Source organism: Lentzea xerophila, assembly GCF_051094245.1.
Taxonomy (GTDB): domain Bacteria; phylum Actinomycetota; class Actinomycetes; order Mycobacteriales; family Pseudonocardiaceae; genus Lentzea; species Lentzea xerophila.
In genome coordinates, this window is sequence record NZ_CP194934.1 from 2,152,600 (window position 1) to 2,168,720 (window position 16,121).

A 16,121-nucleotide genomic window follows, 5' to 3' on the forward strand; every position below is an offset into this window, starting at 1 on the left:
CTTGATGGTTGCTTTAAACATGCGGCACCGCGACCGAGTCGAGGTGCTTCATCGTGTCGAGGACCTCCTCGGCCGACGGCGACAACAGCTCACGGACGATGTTGCCGTCCTTGAGGAAGATGACGCGGTCGGCGTAGGAAGCGGCGTTCGGGTCGTGCGTGACCATCACGATCGTCTGCCCGAACTCACGGGCGGACCGCTGCAGGAACCCGAGCACCTCGGCACCGGACTGCGAGTCCAGGTTGCCGGTCGGCTCGTCCGCGAACACGACGTCCGGCCGGGACACCAGCGCACGGGCACACGCCACGCGCTGCTGCTGACCACCCGAGAGCTGGGTGGGCCGGTGGGTGAGCCGGTCCCGCAGACCCACCGTGTCGACGACGACGTCGAACCACTCCCTGTCGATCTTCTTGCCGCCGATCGAGAGCGGCAGCGTGATGTTCTCCTCCGCCGTCAGCGTCGGCAGCAGGTTGAACTGCTGGAAGATGAAGCCGACCTTGTCCCGCCGCAACTCGGTGAGACCGCGGTCCTTCAACCCGGTGACCTTGGTGTCACCCACCCACACCTCGCCCCGCGTGACGTCGTCGAGGCCCGCGATGCAGTGCATCAGAGTCGACTTGCCGGACCCCGACGGGCCCATGATCGCAGTGAACCTGGACCTCTCCAGGTCGACGCTCACCCCGGCGAGCGCGGTCACGGCGGCGTCGCCGGACCCGTATGACTTCCACACGTCGACGGCTCTCGCCGCGACTCCATCGGACGCGCTCACAGTCTGTTCCTCCTGAAGGTGTCTTGTGCGCACCATCTTCGGCTACGCGGGCACCCTGGAGGGTCAGGTTCTCCACTGAGATGAACCCTGAGATCAACCCTGGAATCCGTCCCACATAGCCGATTCTGAGAGAACTCTCAGCTCGCGCCGCGTAGTGGGGATCCCGCGGAGGAACGCTGTTTCGCTGCTGCCGCAGTGCATTCAGCCTGTGGAAGACCGCGCCACCGACTCCATCAGTCCTCAATGGATTCTAGTGTGCATGGGCTTTGTGGCTGCGCAAGCGTTAGCCGAGCTTCGGCAGTACCTCCGCACCGAACAGGCGGATCGTCTCGATGACCGATTCGTGTGGCATGCCCCCAATGTCCACCATCACGAGATGCGTGTCGATGGACAGCTCCCGCGCCAACTCGTTGAGCCGTTGAGCCACCTCGTCCGGAGTGCCGCACACCGCGGCGCCGTCCATGATCGAGTCGACGTCGATGTCGCCGTCCCCGCGCCACGGGTCCGCGAACCGCGCGTACTCGGCCAGGTGCGGCCGCCACCGTTCGCGAGCGTCCTCCCGTGCCACGAACACATGGCTCGGCACACCGACGCGCCCGGCGGGGAAGCGCTCGCGGTAGCGCCGCACGACCTCCGCGTAGATCGACGGATCCCGCAGCGTCGACGGCAGCATCAGCGGCATCTCCAGTTCGGCGCCCAGGTCCGCCGACACCGCCGACCCCGACCCGATCCAGACCACCGGCCGCGGCGTCTGCACGGGCCGCGGAGTCGTGGTCACCTCGCTCAGCCGGCCGCGGAACCGGCCGTCCCAGCTGACCGACGGCTCCTCCAACAGCTTGAGCAGCAACCGCAGGTGCTCCTCGAACCGTGGCCGCAACTCGCCCGGCTCGACCCTGAACGCCGCGTCGGTCTGCTGGTCGACACCGCGCGCCACGATCAGCTCGGCCCGCCCGTCCGACAGCACGTCCAGCGTCGCCAGCGACTCGGCCACCAGCACCGGGTCGCGGTGGGCGAGCAGTGTCACGCCGGTCGAGAGCTTCAGGGTGGACGTGCGCGCCGCCACCGCCGCCAGCAGCAGTTCGGGCGCGGACACGATGTAGCGGGTGAAGTGGTGCTCGCCGATCGCGACGCCGGTGAACCCCGCCTCCTCCGCCACCACCGCCTGCTCGACCATCGCCCGCAGCCGGTCGGCCTGCGGCACCTCCTGGCCCGTGCACGGGTTGGGCAGGTGGTCACCCAGGATCAGCAGGTAGACGTCCATGACCGTCATTTTCCATCCGTCCGGTGCAAGATGGTTGACATGGTCACCAACAACGAGGCCGAGAGCCGCTACGAGATCCACGTCGACGGCGCGCTCGCCGGGTTTCTGGACTACCGGACCATCGGAGACGTCGTCGCTCTCGTGCACACCGAGGTGGATGAGGCGTACGCCGGACAAGGCCTCGGCGCCCAGCTCGCGAAGTTCGCGCTCGACGACGCACGGGCGCGTGAGGTAAAGGTGTCACCACTCTGCCCGTTCGTGGCGAAGTACATCGACAAGCACCCGGAATACCGTGTTACCGTCCGGTAGATAGTTGCAGGCGCTAACAACATCGCGACACGACGAGGTGGGCGAACGTGTGGAGTGAACCGGGCGCGTTCGAGGTGGCACCAGGTGTGCACCGCATTCCGCTGCCGCTGCCGAACGACGGCCTGCGCGCGGTCAACGTCTACGCGATCGAGGACGGCGACGGCCTCGTCATGGTCGACTCGGGCTGGGCGCTCGACGAGGCCCGCGACCTGCTCGAAACCGCGCTCGGCACGTTGGGCAAGGATTTCGGGGACATCCACAGGTTCCTCGTCACGCACGTCCACCGTGACCACTTCACGATGGCGGTGTCGTTGCGCCGCCTGTTCGGCGGCCGCATCGCGCTCGGCCTCGGCGAGCAGCCGTCGTTGCGGCACCTCATGCACGGCCAGGACGACCAGCACGTCACCGACCTGCGCAAATGGGGTGCGAGCGAGCTGGCGGAGACGTGGATCAAGATCATGCACCACGTCGACCGCGGCGAGGCGCTGCGCGACTACGAGGAGCCGGACGAGTGGCTCGTCCGCGGCACCGTCGACCTCGAACACCGCAAGCTGGAGGTCATCCCGACCCCGGGGCACACTCGCGGCCACGTCGTGTTCGTCGACCACACCGCCAAGGTGCTGTTCTCCGGCGACCACGTGCTCCCGCACATCACGCCGTCGATCGGCTTCGAGCCGTTGCGTCCCGAGCTGCCGCTGGGCGACTACATGACATCACTGCGGCTCACCCGCGAACTGCCGGACCTCAGGCTGTTGCCCGCGCACGGCCCCGTGACCGACAGCTCGCACGCGCGCGTCGACGAACTGCTCGGCCACCACGAGCAGCGCCTGGAGGAGATCCTCAAGGCCGTGGCGGGCTCCGCGTTCGAGACCGCGCGCAAGATCGGCTGGACCCGCCGCCAGCGCCGCTTCGACGATCTCGACATGTTCAACCAGGTGCTGGCCATCGGCGAGACGGCCGCCCACCTCGACGTTCTGGTCGAACGTGGCGAATTGACCAGAACTGAGAACGCCGGCGTGCTCGAATACCAGCCGTGACCCCGCTTGAGCTGGCCGCCTGGACCTGGAAGATGCCCCGCAGGGGCCGAGGATTCTGGTTCTCGCTGGCGATCGACGTGCTGTGGCCTGTCGTCGTGCTGTTCATCCGGCTGAGGGTGCGCGGCAAACAGCACGTGCCGGGCCACGGCGGCGTGATCCTCGCGTTCAACCACCTGTCGAACGCGGACGCGGTCGCGGCCGTGGTGTTCGCGCTGATGTCGAACCGGGTGCCGCGCGTGCTCGCCAAGGCCTCCCTGTGGCGCCTGCCGGTCGTCGGCTGGGTCATGCGTTCGGGTGGCCACATCCCGGTCGAACGCGGCACCGTGAAGGCGTCCCAGGCCCTGTTGCCCGCCGTGGAGGCGCTGCGCGAGGGGAAGTGCGTGATGGCGTTCCCGGAGGGCACCTTCACCGACGACCCCGGCAACTGGCCGATGAAGGGCAAGTCCGGCGTCGCGCGGATGGCCCTCGAAGCCCGCGTGCCCGTGGTGCCGGTCGCCGAGTGGGGCACGCAGGACCTCCTGCCCAGGGGTTCGATCCTGCCGAGGCTGTTGCCGCGCAAGCGCGTCGAGGTCGTGGCGGGCGCCCCGGTCGACCTGTCCGACCTCTACGACCGCGAGCTCACCGCCCCGGTGCTGGCCGAGGCCACCGCACGGATCATGGACGCCATCACGGCCATGTTGTCGGGCATACGTTCCGCTCAGGCGGGTAGCCAGAGCGCATGAGTACGCAAGAGGAAGTCGTTTTACCGAAGCAGGTCCGTCCCGGTGGGACGGGCATGTGGGCCCCGGTCGTCCCGGACCCGCGTGAGTCGCAGCAGTGGGTCGTCCAGGCGGACGACGACCCGGCGATCGTGCGTAGCGTCGACTGAGTGTCTAGTTGACCTGGACGGTGTCTATACAACCTAGACGTGTCTAGCTAACATAGACGGCATGACTCTGGACGAGGAACTGCTGGCGGCGGCGCGCAGGGCGGGCACCGCCTCGGCCGCCGCACAAGATCAGGCCGACATCGCCAAGGCCGTCTACCACCATGCTGTGCTGCGGTTGCACCGCGCCGGCGGGTCGATGCGCGAGATCGCGGAGGCCCTCACGATGAGCCACCAGCGCGTGCACCAGATCGTGGAGCAGTCCAAGCGGACCGAGCGCTGCTGGTTCTGCGAGCGTGCCGCCGGTGAGGTCGGCAAGATGATGGCCGGACCCGCCGCGCTGATCTGCGACCTCTGCGTCGCCGAGGCCCAGGTGGCCGAGGTCGGCGACTGCTCGTTCTGCAGCGAGACCAAGCCGGTCCACCAGGGCGCCGAGGCGCGGATCTGCCGGTCGTGCCTGGACTTCAGCGCCGCGGTGATCAAGGGGGCGGCTTCGCTGCGGTGACCCGATCCGGCGCCTGGCCCGTTGCCGAGTGAGCGCCGGACGCTAGCGGGGCAGCTTCACCACGGTGACGAAGAAGTCGTCGATCTGACGGACGACCTCGATGAACCTGTCGAAGTCCACCGGCTTGGTGACGTAGGCGTTGGCGTAGAGGCTGTAGCTGCGCAGGATGTCCTCCTCGGCCTCCGAGGTCGTCAGCACCACCACGGGGATCGACCGCAGCTCGGCGTCAGCCTTGATCTCGCTGAGCACCTCGCGGCCGTCCTTACGGGGGAGGTTCAGGTCCAGCAGGATCAGCCCCGGCCGCGGCGCGTTCTCGTACTGGCCCTCGCGGCGCAGGAACTCCAGCGCCTCCACACCGTCCTTCACCACATGCAACGTGTTGCGGATCTTGTGGTGCTCGAACGCCTCCTGGGTCATCAGGGCGTCGCCGGGGTCGTCCTCGACGAGCAGGACGTCGATCACGGTCATCGGTGACTCAGACATGTACTTCCTCAGGTTGTGCGACGAGTTCGGGAATCACGGGCAGGGTGAACTCGAAACAGGTGCCGGAGTCCACATCCGTCTTCAGCCAGATCGTGCCGCCGTGGTACTCGACGATCTTCCGGCACATCGCCAGTCCGATGCCCGTGCCCGGATAGGCGTCCTTCGGGTGCAGGCGCTGGAAGATGATGAAGATCCGGTCAGCGTACTCCGGCTCGATCCCGATGCCGTTGTCACACACCGTGAACTTCCACAGCTCGTCGTCCTGCTCGACGCCGATCCTGACGACCGGCTGCTCCGCGCCCTTGAACTTCAGCGCGTTGCTGATCAGGTTCTGGAACACGGCGCTGAGCAGGGACGCCTCACCTCGCACGGAGGGGAGCTCGGCGACCTCCACGCGGGCGCCGGTCTCCTCGATGCGCTCGGAGTAGCTGTCCTGCGCCTGGCGCACGATCTCGTTCAGGTCGACGACGGTCTGCTCGCGGCTCAGCCGGCCCACGCGGGAGAACGCGAGCAGGTCGTTGATCAGCCCCTGCATGCGCTTCGCGCCGTCCGTGGCGAACTCGATGTACTGGTCGGCGCGCTCGTCGAGCTGGCCGCCGTAGCGGCGTTGCAGCAGCTGGCAGAACGACGCGACCTTGCGCAGCGGTTCCTGCAGGTCGTGCGAGGCGACGTAGGCGAACTGCTCCAGCTCGGAGTTGGAGCGCTGCAGCTCGGTCTTCGCCTCGTCGAGCGTCGCGAGCTCCTGCACGATCCGGCGGCGCATGGCGTTCACGTCCTCGCCGAGCATGACGATCTCGCGCGGGCCGTCCGCGTCGATCTCGTGCTCGAAGTCGCCGGACGCGACCTGCCGGGTGTGGTCGGCGAGGTTCGCCAGTGGCGCGATCAGCAGGCGGTACAGCAGCAGCGACAGCCCGCAGATCACCGCGACCAGCAGCACGCCCATGCCGATGACCAGCCACAGCACCACGGCCGCCGCGTGGTCGAGCTCCTCACGTCCCTGCCTCGCGAGGTCGGCGATGTCGGTCTGCAGCGCCGCCACCTCGGTGCGGAGCTGGCCGAAGATCGCCTGACCGCGGTCGATGTCCACCGAGGAGGAGAGGGCGGGGCCGGAGAGCCGGATGCCGGCGATCGTGGGTTCCGCGTACTGGCCGCGCCACTGCCGCGCGAGGTCCTCGATGCGGCTCACCCTGCCGCCGATGTCGCCGACGAGGTCGCGCACGCTCTCCGCGGCCTCCACCTCGGCGGTGCGCCCCTCCAGGTAGGGCTTGAGGAACTCGTCCTCACCGGTGAGGACGAACCCGCGCAGACCGGTCTCCTCGTCCAGCAGCGCGCGGTTCAGGTCCTTCGCGTGGCGCCCGGCGGGTTCGATCTGGTCCACCGACCGCGCCCGTGTGCCGTCGAGCGCGTCCAGCGCGATCACCGTGGACGAGATCACCACGGCGGTCATGACGAGCAGGACGATCACGATCGCGGCCAGCAACCGGCTCGCCGGCAGCTTGTGCGGCAGGTTCACTTTCCGTCCTTCAGCAGCAGAATGGCCACGTCGTCGTCGAGTGCCCCGCCGTTGAGCTCCGTCACCTCCGCGATGACCGAGTCCATCCAGTTCGGGCCGTTCCGCAGATGTCTGGCGAGGATCTCGCACAGGCGTTCGACACCGAGCCGGTCGACGTCGTCGGGTACCCGGCCCTCGATCAACCCGTCCGTGTAGCAGGCGAGCGACCAGCCGGAAGGCAGTGGGACGTCCACACCGGTCCACCCGTAGTCGGGCAGCACGCCGAGCGGGACGCCGATCTTCGACTGCGGCAGGTCCATGATCTGCCGGCCGACCATCAGCAACGGCTCGGGGTGCCCGGCGAGGAAGTAGCGCGCCGATCGCCGGTCCGGCGCCACCGTGACCATGCAGGCCGTGGTGAAGATGCCGTCGCCGTGCCGTTCCGCGACCAGCACCTGGTCCAGCGTCCGCAGCACCTTCTCGGCCGGTTCGCCGGCCAGCACCAGCGCGCGCCACGCGATCCGCAGGCAGACGCCCAGCGCGGCCTCGTCCGGGCCGTGGCCGCAGACGTCGCCGATGATCGCGTGCACCGTGCCGTCCGGCAGGCCGACCGCGTCGTAGAAGTCGCCGCCGAGCAGCATGCGCTGGCCGCCGGGCTGGTAGCGGACGTCGAGCCCGACGTCCGAGTTCTGCAGCAGCGGGGGAGGCAGCAGGCCGCGTTCCAGGCGGGACCGTTCCGCGGCGAGCAGCTCGGCCTCGCGGAGCTTGCGCTGGGCGTCCTCGGCGCGGCGGCGTTCGACCGCGTACCGGACACCGCGCAGCAGCAGTTCGCCGTCGACCTGGCCCTTGACCAGGTAGTCCTCGGCTCCGGCCGCGACCGCGTCGATGCCCTCGCGCTCGTCGTCGAGGCCGGTCAGCACCAGGATCGCGGGCGCGTGGGGCCTGGCGAGCAACCGGTGCAGGCCGTGCAGCCCCTGGGAGTCGGGCAGGCCGAGGTCGAGCAGCACGCACTCGGCGTCGGCGAGCATGCGCTCCGCCTCCGCGAGCGAACCGGCTCGCGACAGCACGAAGGGCGCGCTCGCTTCCTCGAGCAGCGCCTCGACGAGCACGGCGTCGCCATCGTCGTCCTCGACCAGGAGGACGCGCACGGTCTTTGTTCGCATCGAGTCGGACTTTAACGTTATTGGGCTGCGAGGTCCTCATCCGACCTACCAGGATGACGGGCGTGTTGATCCGTCTCGCCCAACCAGCCGAACTGCCGTGCCTCCAGCAGATCGAAATCGCGTCCGGGGAACCCTTCCGCGACGCCGGAATGCCCGAGATAGCCGACGACGCCCCGATGTCCCTCGAGGACCTCGCGAAACACGAGGTCTGGGTTGCCATCGGCGCCCAGGGCGTGCCCGTGGCGTTCATCGCGGCCGGGGACGTCGACGGCGCGACGCACGTCCACCAGGTCTGCGTGCACCCCTCGCACGCCCGCCAGGGGATCGGCGCGGCGCTGATCGAGCACGTCACCCGCTCCGGGCGCGCGGTGACGCTGACGACGTTCCGCGACGTGCCCTGGAACGCGCCGTACTACGAGCGCCTGGGGTTTCGCGCCGTGACGGAGGCTTCGCCCGGCCTGGCCGGGATCATGCGCGAGGAGGCCTCACGGGGCCTCGATCCCGCGACCAGGGTCGCGATGGTCCTTCTCCCAGCGCAGGTACGAGCCTGAGGCGATGGACAGGCTGCTGAGCAGCCACACGAGGACACCCGCGTCGTCGGTCACCCCGATCACCGGCAGGAACTCCGGCAGGACGTCGATCGGCGACACGAGGTAGACCAGCGACACCACCCACAGCAGCACCTGGCTGCGCGGCAGGTCCGGATAGCCGCCGCCGCGCCACGCCTTCCACAGCCGCGGCAACGCCTTGGCGCGCTGGATCGGGTTCCCGACCGGGCCGGGACCCCGCTGCGCGCGCTTGCGGCGGTTGCGCAGGACGCCCAGCCCCGCGAACAGCAGGCCGGTCGGGATCATCACCCAGCCGACGACGGCGGGGCTGAGGCCGCCCAGCGGGGCGTCGCGCAGCAACAGGATCAGCAGACCGGACAGGGTGGTGAGCGATCCGAAGACAACCATCTAGCTCGGCTCCTGGAACAGCATCGTGGGCGCCGGTTTCGCCGGCTGCTTCTGTTGCGGTTCTGGCTGTTTGAGATCGATGACGGGTTCGGGTTCCTCGGCGGGAACCTCCTTCGCCACCGGCTTGCGCGCGGCCTTCACCGGCGCCACGAAGGGCTGGTCCAACGCGGCGCGCGCCTTGGAGATCCAGACCTTCTGCATGGCCTCGTCCTTGCTGCCGGTCGCGGTCGCCGCGAGTCCTGAGAGGACACCGCGGATGCGCGGGACCAGCGCTGGATGACGCCGGATCGCCTGCCACACCGCGTGATCACCCGGTAGCCGGGCGGACACGAGCCGCGTGACCTGCGCACGCAGCTCCTCTGTGGACAGATCGAGCCAGCGCTCGACCGCTGACGGGCCTATCGCCACGTAGAAGCCTTCCCCGAAAACGACAACTGCCCCCACAGGATCTCACGGATCCGGCGGGGGCAGTGGCCTGGTGTCGTGAAACGTCAGGACGCGACCACTTCGAGCAGCGTCTTGCCGTTCTCGTCGACGATCCGGAACGTCGCGATCTCGTGCCAGCGCATGGCCACGTTGGCCTGCAGCTTGATGGTCTTCGAGTCGCCCGCCACGGGTTCGGGCGCGTACCAGGACGTGACCTGCGCGACGCGGCCCGCGCGGCCCACGGCGACGAGCGACCCCCTGCCGGGGCCGGTCATGCCGCTGACCTCGATGTCCATCGCGGTGCCCGACGGCTCGTCGGAGGCGGTGATCTTCGTGAAGACACCGCTGTTGGGGTCCTGCTGCTTGACTTCCATCGACGCGTCGTTGCGGTTGTTCGCCACCGGCGTCTGCGACGTCGAGGTGGTGTTCTTGGGAGCGGCCTGGTTCGAGGAGTCGTTGCCGCCCACGACCAGCGTCGTGACGACGGCCGTCACCGCCACGATGCCGGCGGCGGCGGCCGCGACACCCTGGGCGACGAACCACCGTCTGCGCTTCCTGCGCGCCGCGACGGCGTCGAGCATGACGCGCACCGACTTGCCGTCGGGGCGTTCCGGAGCTGTTCCGCGCAGCATCCCGCCCGCGTCGGCCTCGTCGATGAGGTCCGGCACCACCGCGAAGTCGCGCAGGTCAAGAGCACACCGCCGACATTCGGTCAGGTGGTTCTCGAACGCCTCCACCTCCTCGGCATCGAGGATGCCGAGCACGTAGGCGGCGACGTCGAGGTGATCTGGTGCCGTTGTCACCGCGTCTCTCCCCGATCGTGCAACGCACGCCGCAACGCACGGAGCGCGTAGTACACCCTCGACTTGACCGTTCCCGGTGGCACACCGAGTGCCGCCGCGGCCTCACCGACGGTGCGATCCCGCAGATATGTTTCGAGAATAGCCTCCCTGTGTTCCTCGGAGAGACCGTTCATCGCCTCCGCGACGACGATCGCCGCGAGGGTGCGATCCTCTTCACCGCCGGAGGGCGACTCGTCCGAAGGGGTCAGTTCGAACTCCTGCGGACGGACGCTTCTCTTACGTCTGTCGTCAATGACCAACCGCCTTGCCACCGTGAACAACCACGACCGCAAGAGCACGGGGTCACGCTCGAGTTTCTCGGCGTTGCGCCATGCCCTGACCAGGGTTTCCTGCACGATGTCCTCGGCCCACTGACGATCATGGCCCGTCAACCTCATGCAGTGTCCCAGCAGGGCGCTGCCGAATTCCTCGTACAGCCGGCGGATCAACTCTTCCTCGAGAGATCCCGGTCTTGGTGATTGTTCGTCTAACTCACGTTGACGTCTATGCCGCGCCACGGGGGACATCCTTGCCCTATCAGCCGTCTCAAGTCGAGAGGCAAATATTCCTCACGAAGTTCGTGAACCGTGGCCGGATCGTGTCCGTACTCCTCGGTACCCAAGCCGAGAAAGGACCTGCCGATGCGACGTGGTCAGGCCATCACCGCCCTCGCGGCACTGGCTGTCAGCCTCACGGCGTGCGGTAGCACCCAAACCCCTCCCGGAGGGGTCGCAACGGGCGGCTTGCAGGCCGAACCCGCTGATCTGGGCGATACGAACATGTACTTCATCGCGAACACCGACCAGATGGGGTGGTTCGTCACCGACGCCGACGGGCTGCCGCTCTACCGCTACGACAAGGACGTGCCGAAGCCGTCCAAGTCCAACTGCGAGGGCGAGTGCGCGAAGGCGTGGAAGCCGGTGCTCGCGGACAAGGCGCCGATGGCGACCGGGGTCGATCCGATCTCCATGGGCGTCCTGACCAGGCCGGACGGCACCAAGCAGCTCACCATCGCCGGGTGGCCGCAGTACACCTACGCCGAGGACCGGACCGCGGGTGACATGAAAGGCCAGGGAAAGGGTGGAGTGTGGTTCGTCACCGCCCCGAACGGCGCCAAGATCACCGGCGGAAAAGCACAGAACAACAGCAGAAGCAGCACAACGCCGAGCACGTCCTCCGGTTCGGGCAACCGCCAGGCGCCCCCTCCGGGCACCCCCGGTTACTGAGCCGGCCGCTCCGGCGAAATTCATTCATCCCCTATCGACTTCCACTGGACAACGAGGACATCAAGACGATGACCAGAGCCCTCGCCACCGTCTTGGCGATGTTGTTCCTCTTCGCCGGACTCACCCCCGCCGTTCAGGCACAGCCCGCGGACACCGGCGAAGTACAGGACACCCCGACGGGTCCGTTGACCGCGAACGACCGCGAACTGCTGGTGAAGGTTCGCCAGGCGGGCCTGTGGGAGATGCCGATGGGTGAGCTCACGGCCACCAAGGCGGCCAACGCCAGGGTCAAGCAGATCGGCAAGATGATCATGCTCGACCACATGATGCTGGACGCGGCGACGAAGAAGGCCGCGGCGCAGCTGGGCGTGTCCATCCCCGACGTGCCGAGCCCGGCGCAGCAGTCGTGGATGGAGGAGATCAACGCGCTCGAAGGAGACGCGTTCGACCAGGCATTCGTCGCCAGGCTCCGCGCCGCGCACGGACAGGTCTTCATGTTCATCGCGAAGGTGCGCTCGGGGACCCGCAACGACACGATCCGCCCGTTCGCGCAGGCCGGTATCGACGTGGTGATGAAGCACATGACGCTGCTGGAGAGCACTGGGATCGCGGGCGACTCGTCCTTCGCGGAACCCCAGCCCGCCGGCGGCATCATCAACGCCTCGCTGGCCTCCGGTGAGGGGCCGAACATGTGGGTGATCCTCACGGTCACCGCCGCGGGAGCCGTCCTCACGGTCCTCCTGCTCCGAGTACTCCGCCCGCGACGACCGGTGCGGTGATTCGCAAGACCCCGTTGCAACGACGGGAAACGGAGGTGGTGTCCCAAGGTCAGAGGCACTCCAACGCGGACCTGTTCCCACCCGCCCGGCCCTGATGTGTCCACTCCTGCACGACAGGACCGGGCGGGTTCCCGCGAGAAAGTTCTTTTCCGGAGGAAGAGTTGCTGTCCAGCCAGATTCCGCTCCTGGTGGCCCAGTCGGCCGACTTCGACTCGGGCGTGAAGAAGATGGCCCAGATCTCCGCCAGGCTGGCTTATGTCCTGATGTGCGCTACCTTGTCCTGGGGTGTGCTCATCGCGACCGGGTGGGCCGAGAAGCTCACCGGCCGTGAAGGACTGAAGAACGGGCACATGGTGCTCGCGTCACTGGCGATCGCGTTCGGCTGCATCCACGCGTTCGCCTTCTCACTGCTGCAGGGCGCCCCCCTGAGCATCATCAACCTGATCCTGCCGTTCGTCGACGGCGGCCTGTTCCGGCACGCGCTCGGCATCCTCGGCCTGGAGGTCATGCTCGCGATCGCCGTGTTCGCCTCGATGAGGCACAAAGTCTTCTACCGCAAGTGGTTGCGGTTCCATCAAACGGCGTACATCGCGGTGGCGATCACCGTGGTGCACTCCTGGTTCGGCGCCATCGCGAACGGCAACCTGTCCGTTCTCTGGCTGGCCGGCCTCACCGTGCTCGTCCCCACCGCGACCCTGGCACTGGCCCGGTTCCTGCCGCCCGACGTGCTGGTCCGCATCGGCATGCTCGACGCCGACCGCGGCCAGGAACCGGGCGTCGGCGAGGGCGACGCGATGGACGTCAGCGTCAACAACGAGAAATGCCACCGCTACGGCACCTGCCAGGCGGAGGCCCCGGACGTCTTCCAGCTGATCGAGGACAACCGCCTGACCTACAACCGCCGGCCGCCCGAGGAGCACTTCGCTCAGGCTCGGCAGGCAGCCCGCGCGTGCCCGATGCGCGCGATCGAGATCAGGGAGCGAGTGAAGTGAGCGAACGGATCGTGGTCGTCGGCGGCGGACTCGGAGGAGTCCGTTCCGCGGAACGGCTGCGGGAGATGGGGTTCGACGGGCAGATCACGATCCTGTCCGCCGAGCGGCACCTCCCGTACCACCGCCCGTGCCTGTCGAAGCAGATCATCACCGGCGAATGGACCCCGGACGACTCGCTGTTGTCGTTCTCCGGGGACCTCGACGCCGAGTGGCGGCTGAACTCCCCGGCCTTGCACCTGGACCCGAAGAAGCAGTCCGTCTGGGTGCCCGGCGGCGAGGAGATCAAGTACGACGGCCTGATCATCGCCACCGGCGTGGACGCCAGGGCGATGGGCGGGGCTCCGCGCCACGACCCGCGGGTGCACGTGCTGCGGACGCTGGACGACGCGGTCGCGATCCGCAGGAACATCCGCCAGTCGCAGGGCCTCGTCGCCGTCATCGGCGGCGGGTTCATCGGCTGCGAGCTCGCCTGTTCGGTCCGCCACATGGGCCGGGACGTGGCCCTGATCGTGCGCTCGCCCGCGTTGCTGGGCGGCGTCGTCGGTGACGACATCGGCAAGAAGATCACCGAGGCGCACGTCGAGCACGGCGTGCGCCTGGCCACCGGTGTCGGCATCAAGCACTGGGTGCGCCAGCCCGGCGGCATCGGGATCCACCTGTCGGACGGCCAGGTCTTCTTCGCCTCCTGCGTCGTGCTGGCCGTCGGCGCCTCACCGGCCGTCGACTGGCTGCGCGGCTCCGGCCTCGACATCTCCGACGGCGTGCTGTGCGACACCACGAACCACGTGGTCGGCGCCGAGAACATCGTCGCCTGCGGTGACGTCGCCCGCTGGCCCAACATGCGCTTCAACGGCGTGGTGCGCCGCGTCGAGCACTGGCTCAACGCCGTCGAAGGAGGCCGCGCCGCCGCCGAGAACCTGCTGGTCGGCCGCAACCACGCCAAGCCCTACACACCGGTCCCGCGCTTCTGGACCGAGCAGTACGGCATGCGCGTCCAGGGCGCCGGCCTGCCGGTCCTGGGCACCGACACCACCGACGTGAACGGACTCACCGGCTTCATCGCAGGCGGCAAGCTCGTCGGCATCGTGGGCCTGGAATCGCCAGGCAAGATCATCACCGAGACCCCGGAGCTCTTCCGGCAGAACACGGTCGACCCGACCACCCCGGTGTGGACGCAACCGGAGCCCGCCGAGGCCCCGGAAGTGCTTCCCACCACCCAGATCCAGGCCCCCGAACCGGTCGCCGCCCGCGCATCATCCGTTCCCCCGTCCGTCTCGTCGTCGATGTCGCCGCCATTGCAGCGGCGGAGGCATTCGCGGTCGAGGCCGGAGATGGTGCGAGTGGGCGGAGGACGCGCGAGGCCCTAACCAGGTCAGAGGAGGTTGTGCCGGCCGGCACAGGGCAAGCGGGGACGGGCGAACTCCGACATCGCTCGTGTGGCCAGGTGGCGGACCGATTACGTCACGCGGCGATGCGCTCGTTCTCCGCGCCGGCGGGTTGGCCTTCTTCTCGTGCGTCATCAACGGTGTGGCGGTTCGGTGGGCTCCCGAGCCGCCACACCGGCCTTTTCTGTGCTGGCGTGCGGGGCATCGGTGGCTGGCTCGTGTGGGCTGGTCGCGTTCCAGCGGAGGGGTCGCCTGCCGTGCGTGATGTCGCCTTGCGTTGGTGGCTGGCTTGGGTGCCTTTGCCGGGCGTGGTCCATGCATCGCCCCAATCGCGCGGCTGGTTGCGTTGACACCGCTGGGACATCGGCGGAACGGGCGGTCGCCTCGGCTCCGTCATTGGCCTTGTAGACGGGGTCGCGCGGCTTCGCCTTCGCGCTTACCGCGCGGGGGCTCACATGCCGTTGATGCCTGCCTGGTACTTCGGCACGCGGACGGTGATCTTCGTGCCCAGGCCGCACGCGGTCTCGACCACCAGGCCGTACTCGTCGCCGTAGACCCGCCGCAGCCGTTCGTCTATGTTGCCCAGCCCGATTCCGGCGGACTCGTCCACATGTCCGGCGAGGGTGCGGCGGAGTCGTTCCGGGTCCATCCCGATGCCGTCGTCCTCGATCGTGATGTGGGCCTCGGCGCCGCCGTCGTTCGCGTAGATCTGGATGTGGCCGGGCTCTACCTTGCCCTCCATGCCGTGCCGTACGGCGTTCTCCACCAACGGTTGCAGGCACAGGAACGGCACGGTGACCGGCAGGACCTCTGGCGCTACCTGGAGGGTCACCCTGAGGCGTTCGCCGAAGCGGGCCCGTTCCAGGGCCAGGTACTGGTCGATCGAGCGGAGTTCCTCGGCCAGCGTGGTGAAGTCGCCGTGGCGGCGGAACGAGTAGCGGGTGAAGTCCGCGAAGTCGAGGAGCAGGGTTCGGGCGCGTTCCGGGTTCGTGCGGACGTAGGAGGCGATGGCGGACAGGGAGTTGTAGATGAAGTGTGGCGAGATCTGGGCGCGCAGGGCGCGGACCTCGGCTTCCACCAGGCGGGTGCGTGAGCGGTCCAGTTCGGCCAGTTCCAGTTGGCCCGCCGCCCAGCGGGCCACCTGGTTGGTGGCGCGTACCAGGCCTGCCGAGGCTTCTCGGGAGTAGGCGGCCAGCGTGCCGACCACTCTGCCCTCGACGGTCAGGGGGGCGACGACGGCGCAGTTGATCGGGCAGTTCGGTTCGGAGCAGCCGATGTCGTAGGCCTGGGTGCGGCCCGTCATGAAGACGTCCTCGGCCTGGGCCATGGCCTCGGCGGCGTGGTGGTCGGAGACGCCTTCCCAGGCCACGACCTCTGTCTCGTCGGTCAGGGCGAGGGCAGGGGTGTCCAGCAGGGTGCGGAGGTGGCGCGCTGACTTCTTCGCCGCGTCCGGGACCAGGCCCGCTCGCAGGGGAGGGGCGGCGGACCAGGCCGTGTGCAGGGTCTCGTAGGTGACGCGCTGGGCCTCGGTCGAGAGCGACTGCTTGTTGCGGGTGCCTCGCCACAGGACGAGCACGGCTGCGCCGCCGACGAACAGGATCGCGGCGGCGGTGAGGAAGTCCTGCATGGTC

The 16,121-nt window shown here is 68.4% G+C and carries 20 protein-coding genes; 10 read left to right on the forward strand and 10 right to left on the reverse strand.

All coding sequences use genetic code 11. From position 1 onward, the window contains the following. Positions 1–13 precede the first annotated feature (13 nt). Positions 14–805, reverse strand: a complete 792-nt coding sequence (locus tag ACRSBM_RS10630; RefSeq protein ID WP_434442512.1) for an ABC transporter ATP-binding protein — start codon at positions 803–805, stop codon at positions 14–16. Between the two features lie 247 nt (positions 806–1,052). After that, positions 1,053–2,039, reverse strand: a complete 987-nt coding sequence (locus tag ACRSBM_RS10635) for an LLM class flavin-dependent oxidoreductase (protein ID WP_434442514.1) — start codon at positions 2,037–2,039, stop codon at positions 1,053–1,055. A 30-nt stretch (positions 2,040–2,069) separates the two neighbouring features. On the opposite strand from ACRSBM_RS10635, the gene ACRSBM_RS10640 reads away from it, so the two are divergent. The 5 genes from ACRSBM_RS10640 to ACRSBM_RS10660 all read left to right on the forward strand — a co-directional run bounded on the left by ACRSBM_RS10640 (position 2,070) and on the right by ACRSBM_RS10660 (position 4,746). Further along, positions 2,070–2,339 carry a GNAT family N-acetyltransferase gene (locus ACRSBM_RS10640; RefSeq protein ID WP_434442516.1) on the forward strand — a complete coding sequence of 90 codons (270 nt, stop codon included), beginning with the start codon at positions 2,070–2,072 and terminating at the stop codon, positions 2,337–2,339. A gap of 47 nt (positions 2,340–2,386) precedes the next feature. Further along, a complete protein-coding gene (locus ACRSBM_RS10645; protein ID WP_434442517.1) occupies positions 2,387–3,376 on the forward strand; it encodes an MBL fold metallo-hydrolase in 990 nt (329 codons plus the stop codon). Then, positions 3,373–4,098, forward strand: a complete 726-nt coding sequence (locus tag ACRSBM_RS10650) for a lysophospholipid acyltransferase family protein (RefSeq protein ID WP_434442519.1) — start codon at positions 3,373–3,375, stop codon at positions 4,096–4,098. Before ACRSBM_RS10645 ends, ACRSBM_RS10650 begins: the two co-directional genes overlap by 4 nt. Continuing rightward, positions 4,095–4,244, forward strand: a complete 150-nt coding sequence (locus tag ACRSBM_RS10655) for a hypothetical protein (RefSeq protein WP_434442521.1) — start codon at positions 4,095–4,097, stop codon at positions 4,242–4,244. The genes ACRSBM_RS10650 and ACRSBM_RS10655 overlap by 4 nt, the downstream gene beginning before the upstream one ends. A gap of 61 nt (positions 4,245–4,305) precedes the next feature. Then, the gene (locus ACRSBM_RS10660) at positions 4,306–4,746 is read left to right on the forward strand and encodes a ClpX C4-type zinc finger protein (protein WP_434442523.1); all 441 of its coding nucleotides are present in this window, start codon (positions 4,306–4,308) and stop codon (positions 4,744–4,746) included. 42 nt (positions 4,747–4,788) lie between these two features. On the opposite strand, the gene ACRSBM_RS10665 is transcribed toward ACRSBM_RS10660, so the two are convergent. The 3 genes from ACRSBM_RS10665 to ACRSBM_RS10675 are packed head-to-tail and all read right to left on the reverse strand — an operon-like array spanning position 4,789 to position 7,884. Beyond that, complete coding sequence (locus ACRSBM_RS10665) at positions 4,789–5,229, reverse strand: response regulator (RefSeq protein ID WP_434442525.1); 441 nt, start codon at positions 5,227–5,229, stop codon at positions 4,789–4,791. Next, complete coding sequence (locus ACRSBM_RS10670; RefSeq protein WP_434442527.1) at positions 5,222–6,742, reverse strand: sensor histidine kinase; 1,521 nt, start codon at positions 6,740–6,742, stop codon at positions 5,222–5,224. The genes ACRSBM_RS10665 and ACRSBM_RS10670 overlap by 8 nt, the downstream gene beginning before the upstream one ends. Further along, on the reverse strand, positions 6,739–7,884 hold the full coding sequence (locus ACRSBM_RS10675) for a PP2C family protein-serine/threonine phosphatase (RefSeq protein ID WP_434442530.1): 1,146 nt from the start codon (positions 7,882–7,884) through the stop codon (positions 6,739–6,741). The genes ACRSBM_RS10670 and ACRSBM_RS10675 overlap by 4 nt, the downstream gene beginning before the upstream one ends. 65 nt (positions 7,885–7,949) lie before the next feature. On the opposite strand from ACRSBM_RS10675, the gene ACRSBM_RS10680 reads away from it, so the two are divergent. Next, positions 7,950–8,435, forward strand: coding sequence for a GNAT family N-acetyltransferase (locus tag ACRSBM_RS10680; protein WP_434453048.1), 486 nt, complete (start codon positions 7,950–7,952; stop codon positions 8,433–8,435). Here the strand turns inward: ACRSBM_RS10680 and ACRSBM_RS10685 are convergent. Genes ACRSBM_RS10685 through ACRSBM_RS10700 form a run of 4 tightly spaced genes read right to left on the reverse strand, consistent with a single transcriptional unit; the run spans position 8,370 to position 10,635 of the window. Continuing rightward, positions 8,370–8,840 (reverse strand): YkvA family protein, encoded by a 471-nt coding sequence (locus ACRSBM_RS10685; RefSeq protein WP_434442532.1) that lies wholly within the window; start codon positions 8,838–8,840, stop codon positions 8,370–8,372. The two genes, ACRSBM_RS10680 and ACRSBM_RS10685, sit on opposite strands and share 66 nt — an antisense overlap. Next, on the reverse strand, positions 8,841–9,284 hold the full coding sequence (locus ACRSBM_RS10690; protein WP_434442533.1) for a hypothetical protein: 444 nt from the start codon (positions 9,282–9,284) through the stop codon (positions 8,841–8,843). Between the two features lie 47 nt (positions 9,285–9,331). After that, positions 9,332–10,069, reverse strand: a complete 738-nt coding sequence (locus ACRSBM_RS10695; protein ID WP_434442535.1) for an anti-sigma factor family protein — start codon at positions 10,067–10,069, stop codon at positions 9,332–9,334. After that, entirely contained in the window at positions 10,066–10,635 is a 570-nt protein-coding gene (locus ACRSBM_RS10700) for a sigma-70 family RNA polymerase sigma factor (protein WP_030468711.1), read from the reverse strand. The genes ACRSBM_RS10695 and ACRSBM_RS10700 overlap by 4 nt, the downstream gene beginning before the upstream one ends. Positions 10,636–10,749: 114 nt before the next feature. Here ACRSBM_RS10700 and ACRSBM_RS10705 point away from each other — a divergent pair, with 114 nt between their 5' ends. From ACRSBM_RS10705 to ACRSBM_RS10720, 4 genes are all read left to right on the forward strand, one after another. Continuing rightward, positions 10,750–11,334 (forward strand): hypothetical protein, encoded by a 585-nt coding sequence (locus ACRSBM_RS10705; RefSeq protein ID WP_434442537.1) that lies wholly within the window; start codon positions 10,750–10,752, stop codon positions 11,332–11,334. Between the two features lie 68 nt (positions 11,335–11,402). Beyond that, positions 11,403–12,113 (forward strand): DUF4142 domain-containing protein, encoded by a 711-nt coding sequence (locus tag ACRSBM_RS10710; RefSeq protein WP_434442539.1) that lies wholly within the window; start codon positions 11,403–11,405, stop codon positions 12,111–12,113. Positions 12,114–12,274: 161 nt separating this feature from the next. After that, on the forward strand, positions 12,275–13,105 hold the full coding sequence (locus ACRSBM_RS10715; RefSeq protein ID WP_434442541.1) for a 4Fe-4S domain-containing protein: 831 nt from the start codon (positions 12,275–12,277) through the stop codon (positions 13,103–13,105). Continuing rightward, entirely contained in the window at positions 13,102–14,472 is a 1,371-nt protein-coding gene (locus ACRSBM_RS10720) for an NAD(P)/FAD-dependent oxidoreductase (RefSeq protein WP_434442542.1), read from the forward strand. The genes ACRSBM_RS10715 and ACRSBM_RS10720 overlap by 4 nt, the downstream gene beginning before the upstream one ends. 469 nt (positions 14,473–14,941) lie before the next feature. Here ACRSBM_RS10720 and ACRSBM_RS10725 read toward each other — a convergent pair whose 3' ends face one another. Then, positions 14,942–16,117, reverse strand: coding sequence for a sensor histidine kinase (locus tag ACRSBM_RS10725; protein ID WP_434442544.1), 1,176 nt, complete (start codon positions 16,115–16,117; stop codon positions 14,942–14,944). Positions 16,118–16,121 lie beyond the last annotated feature (4 nt).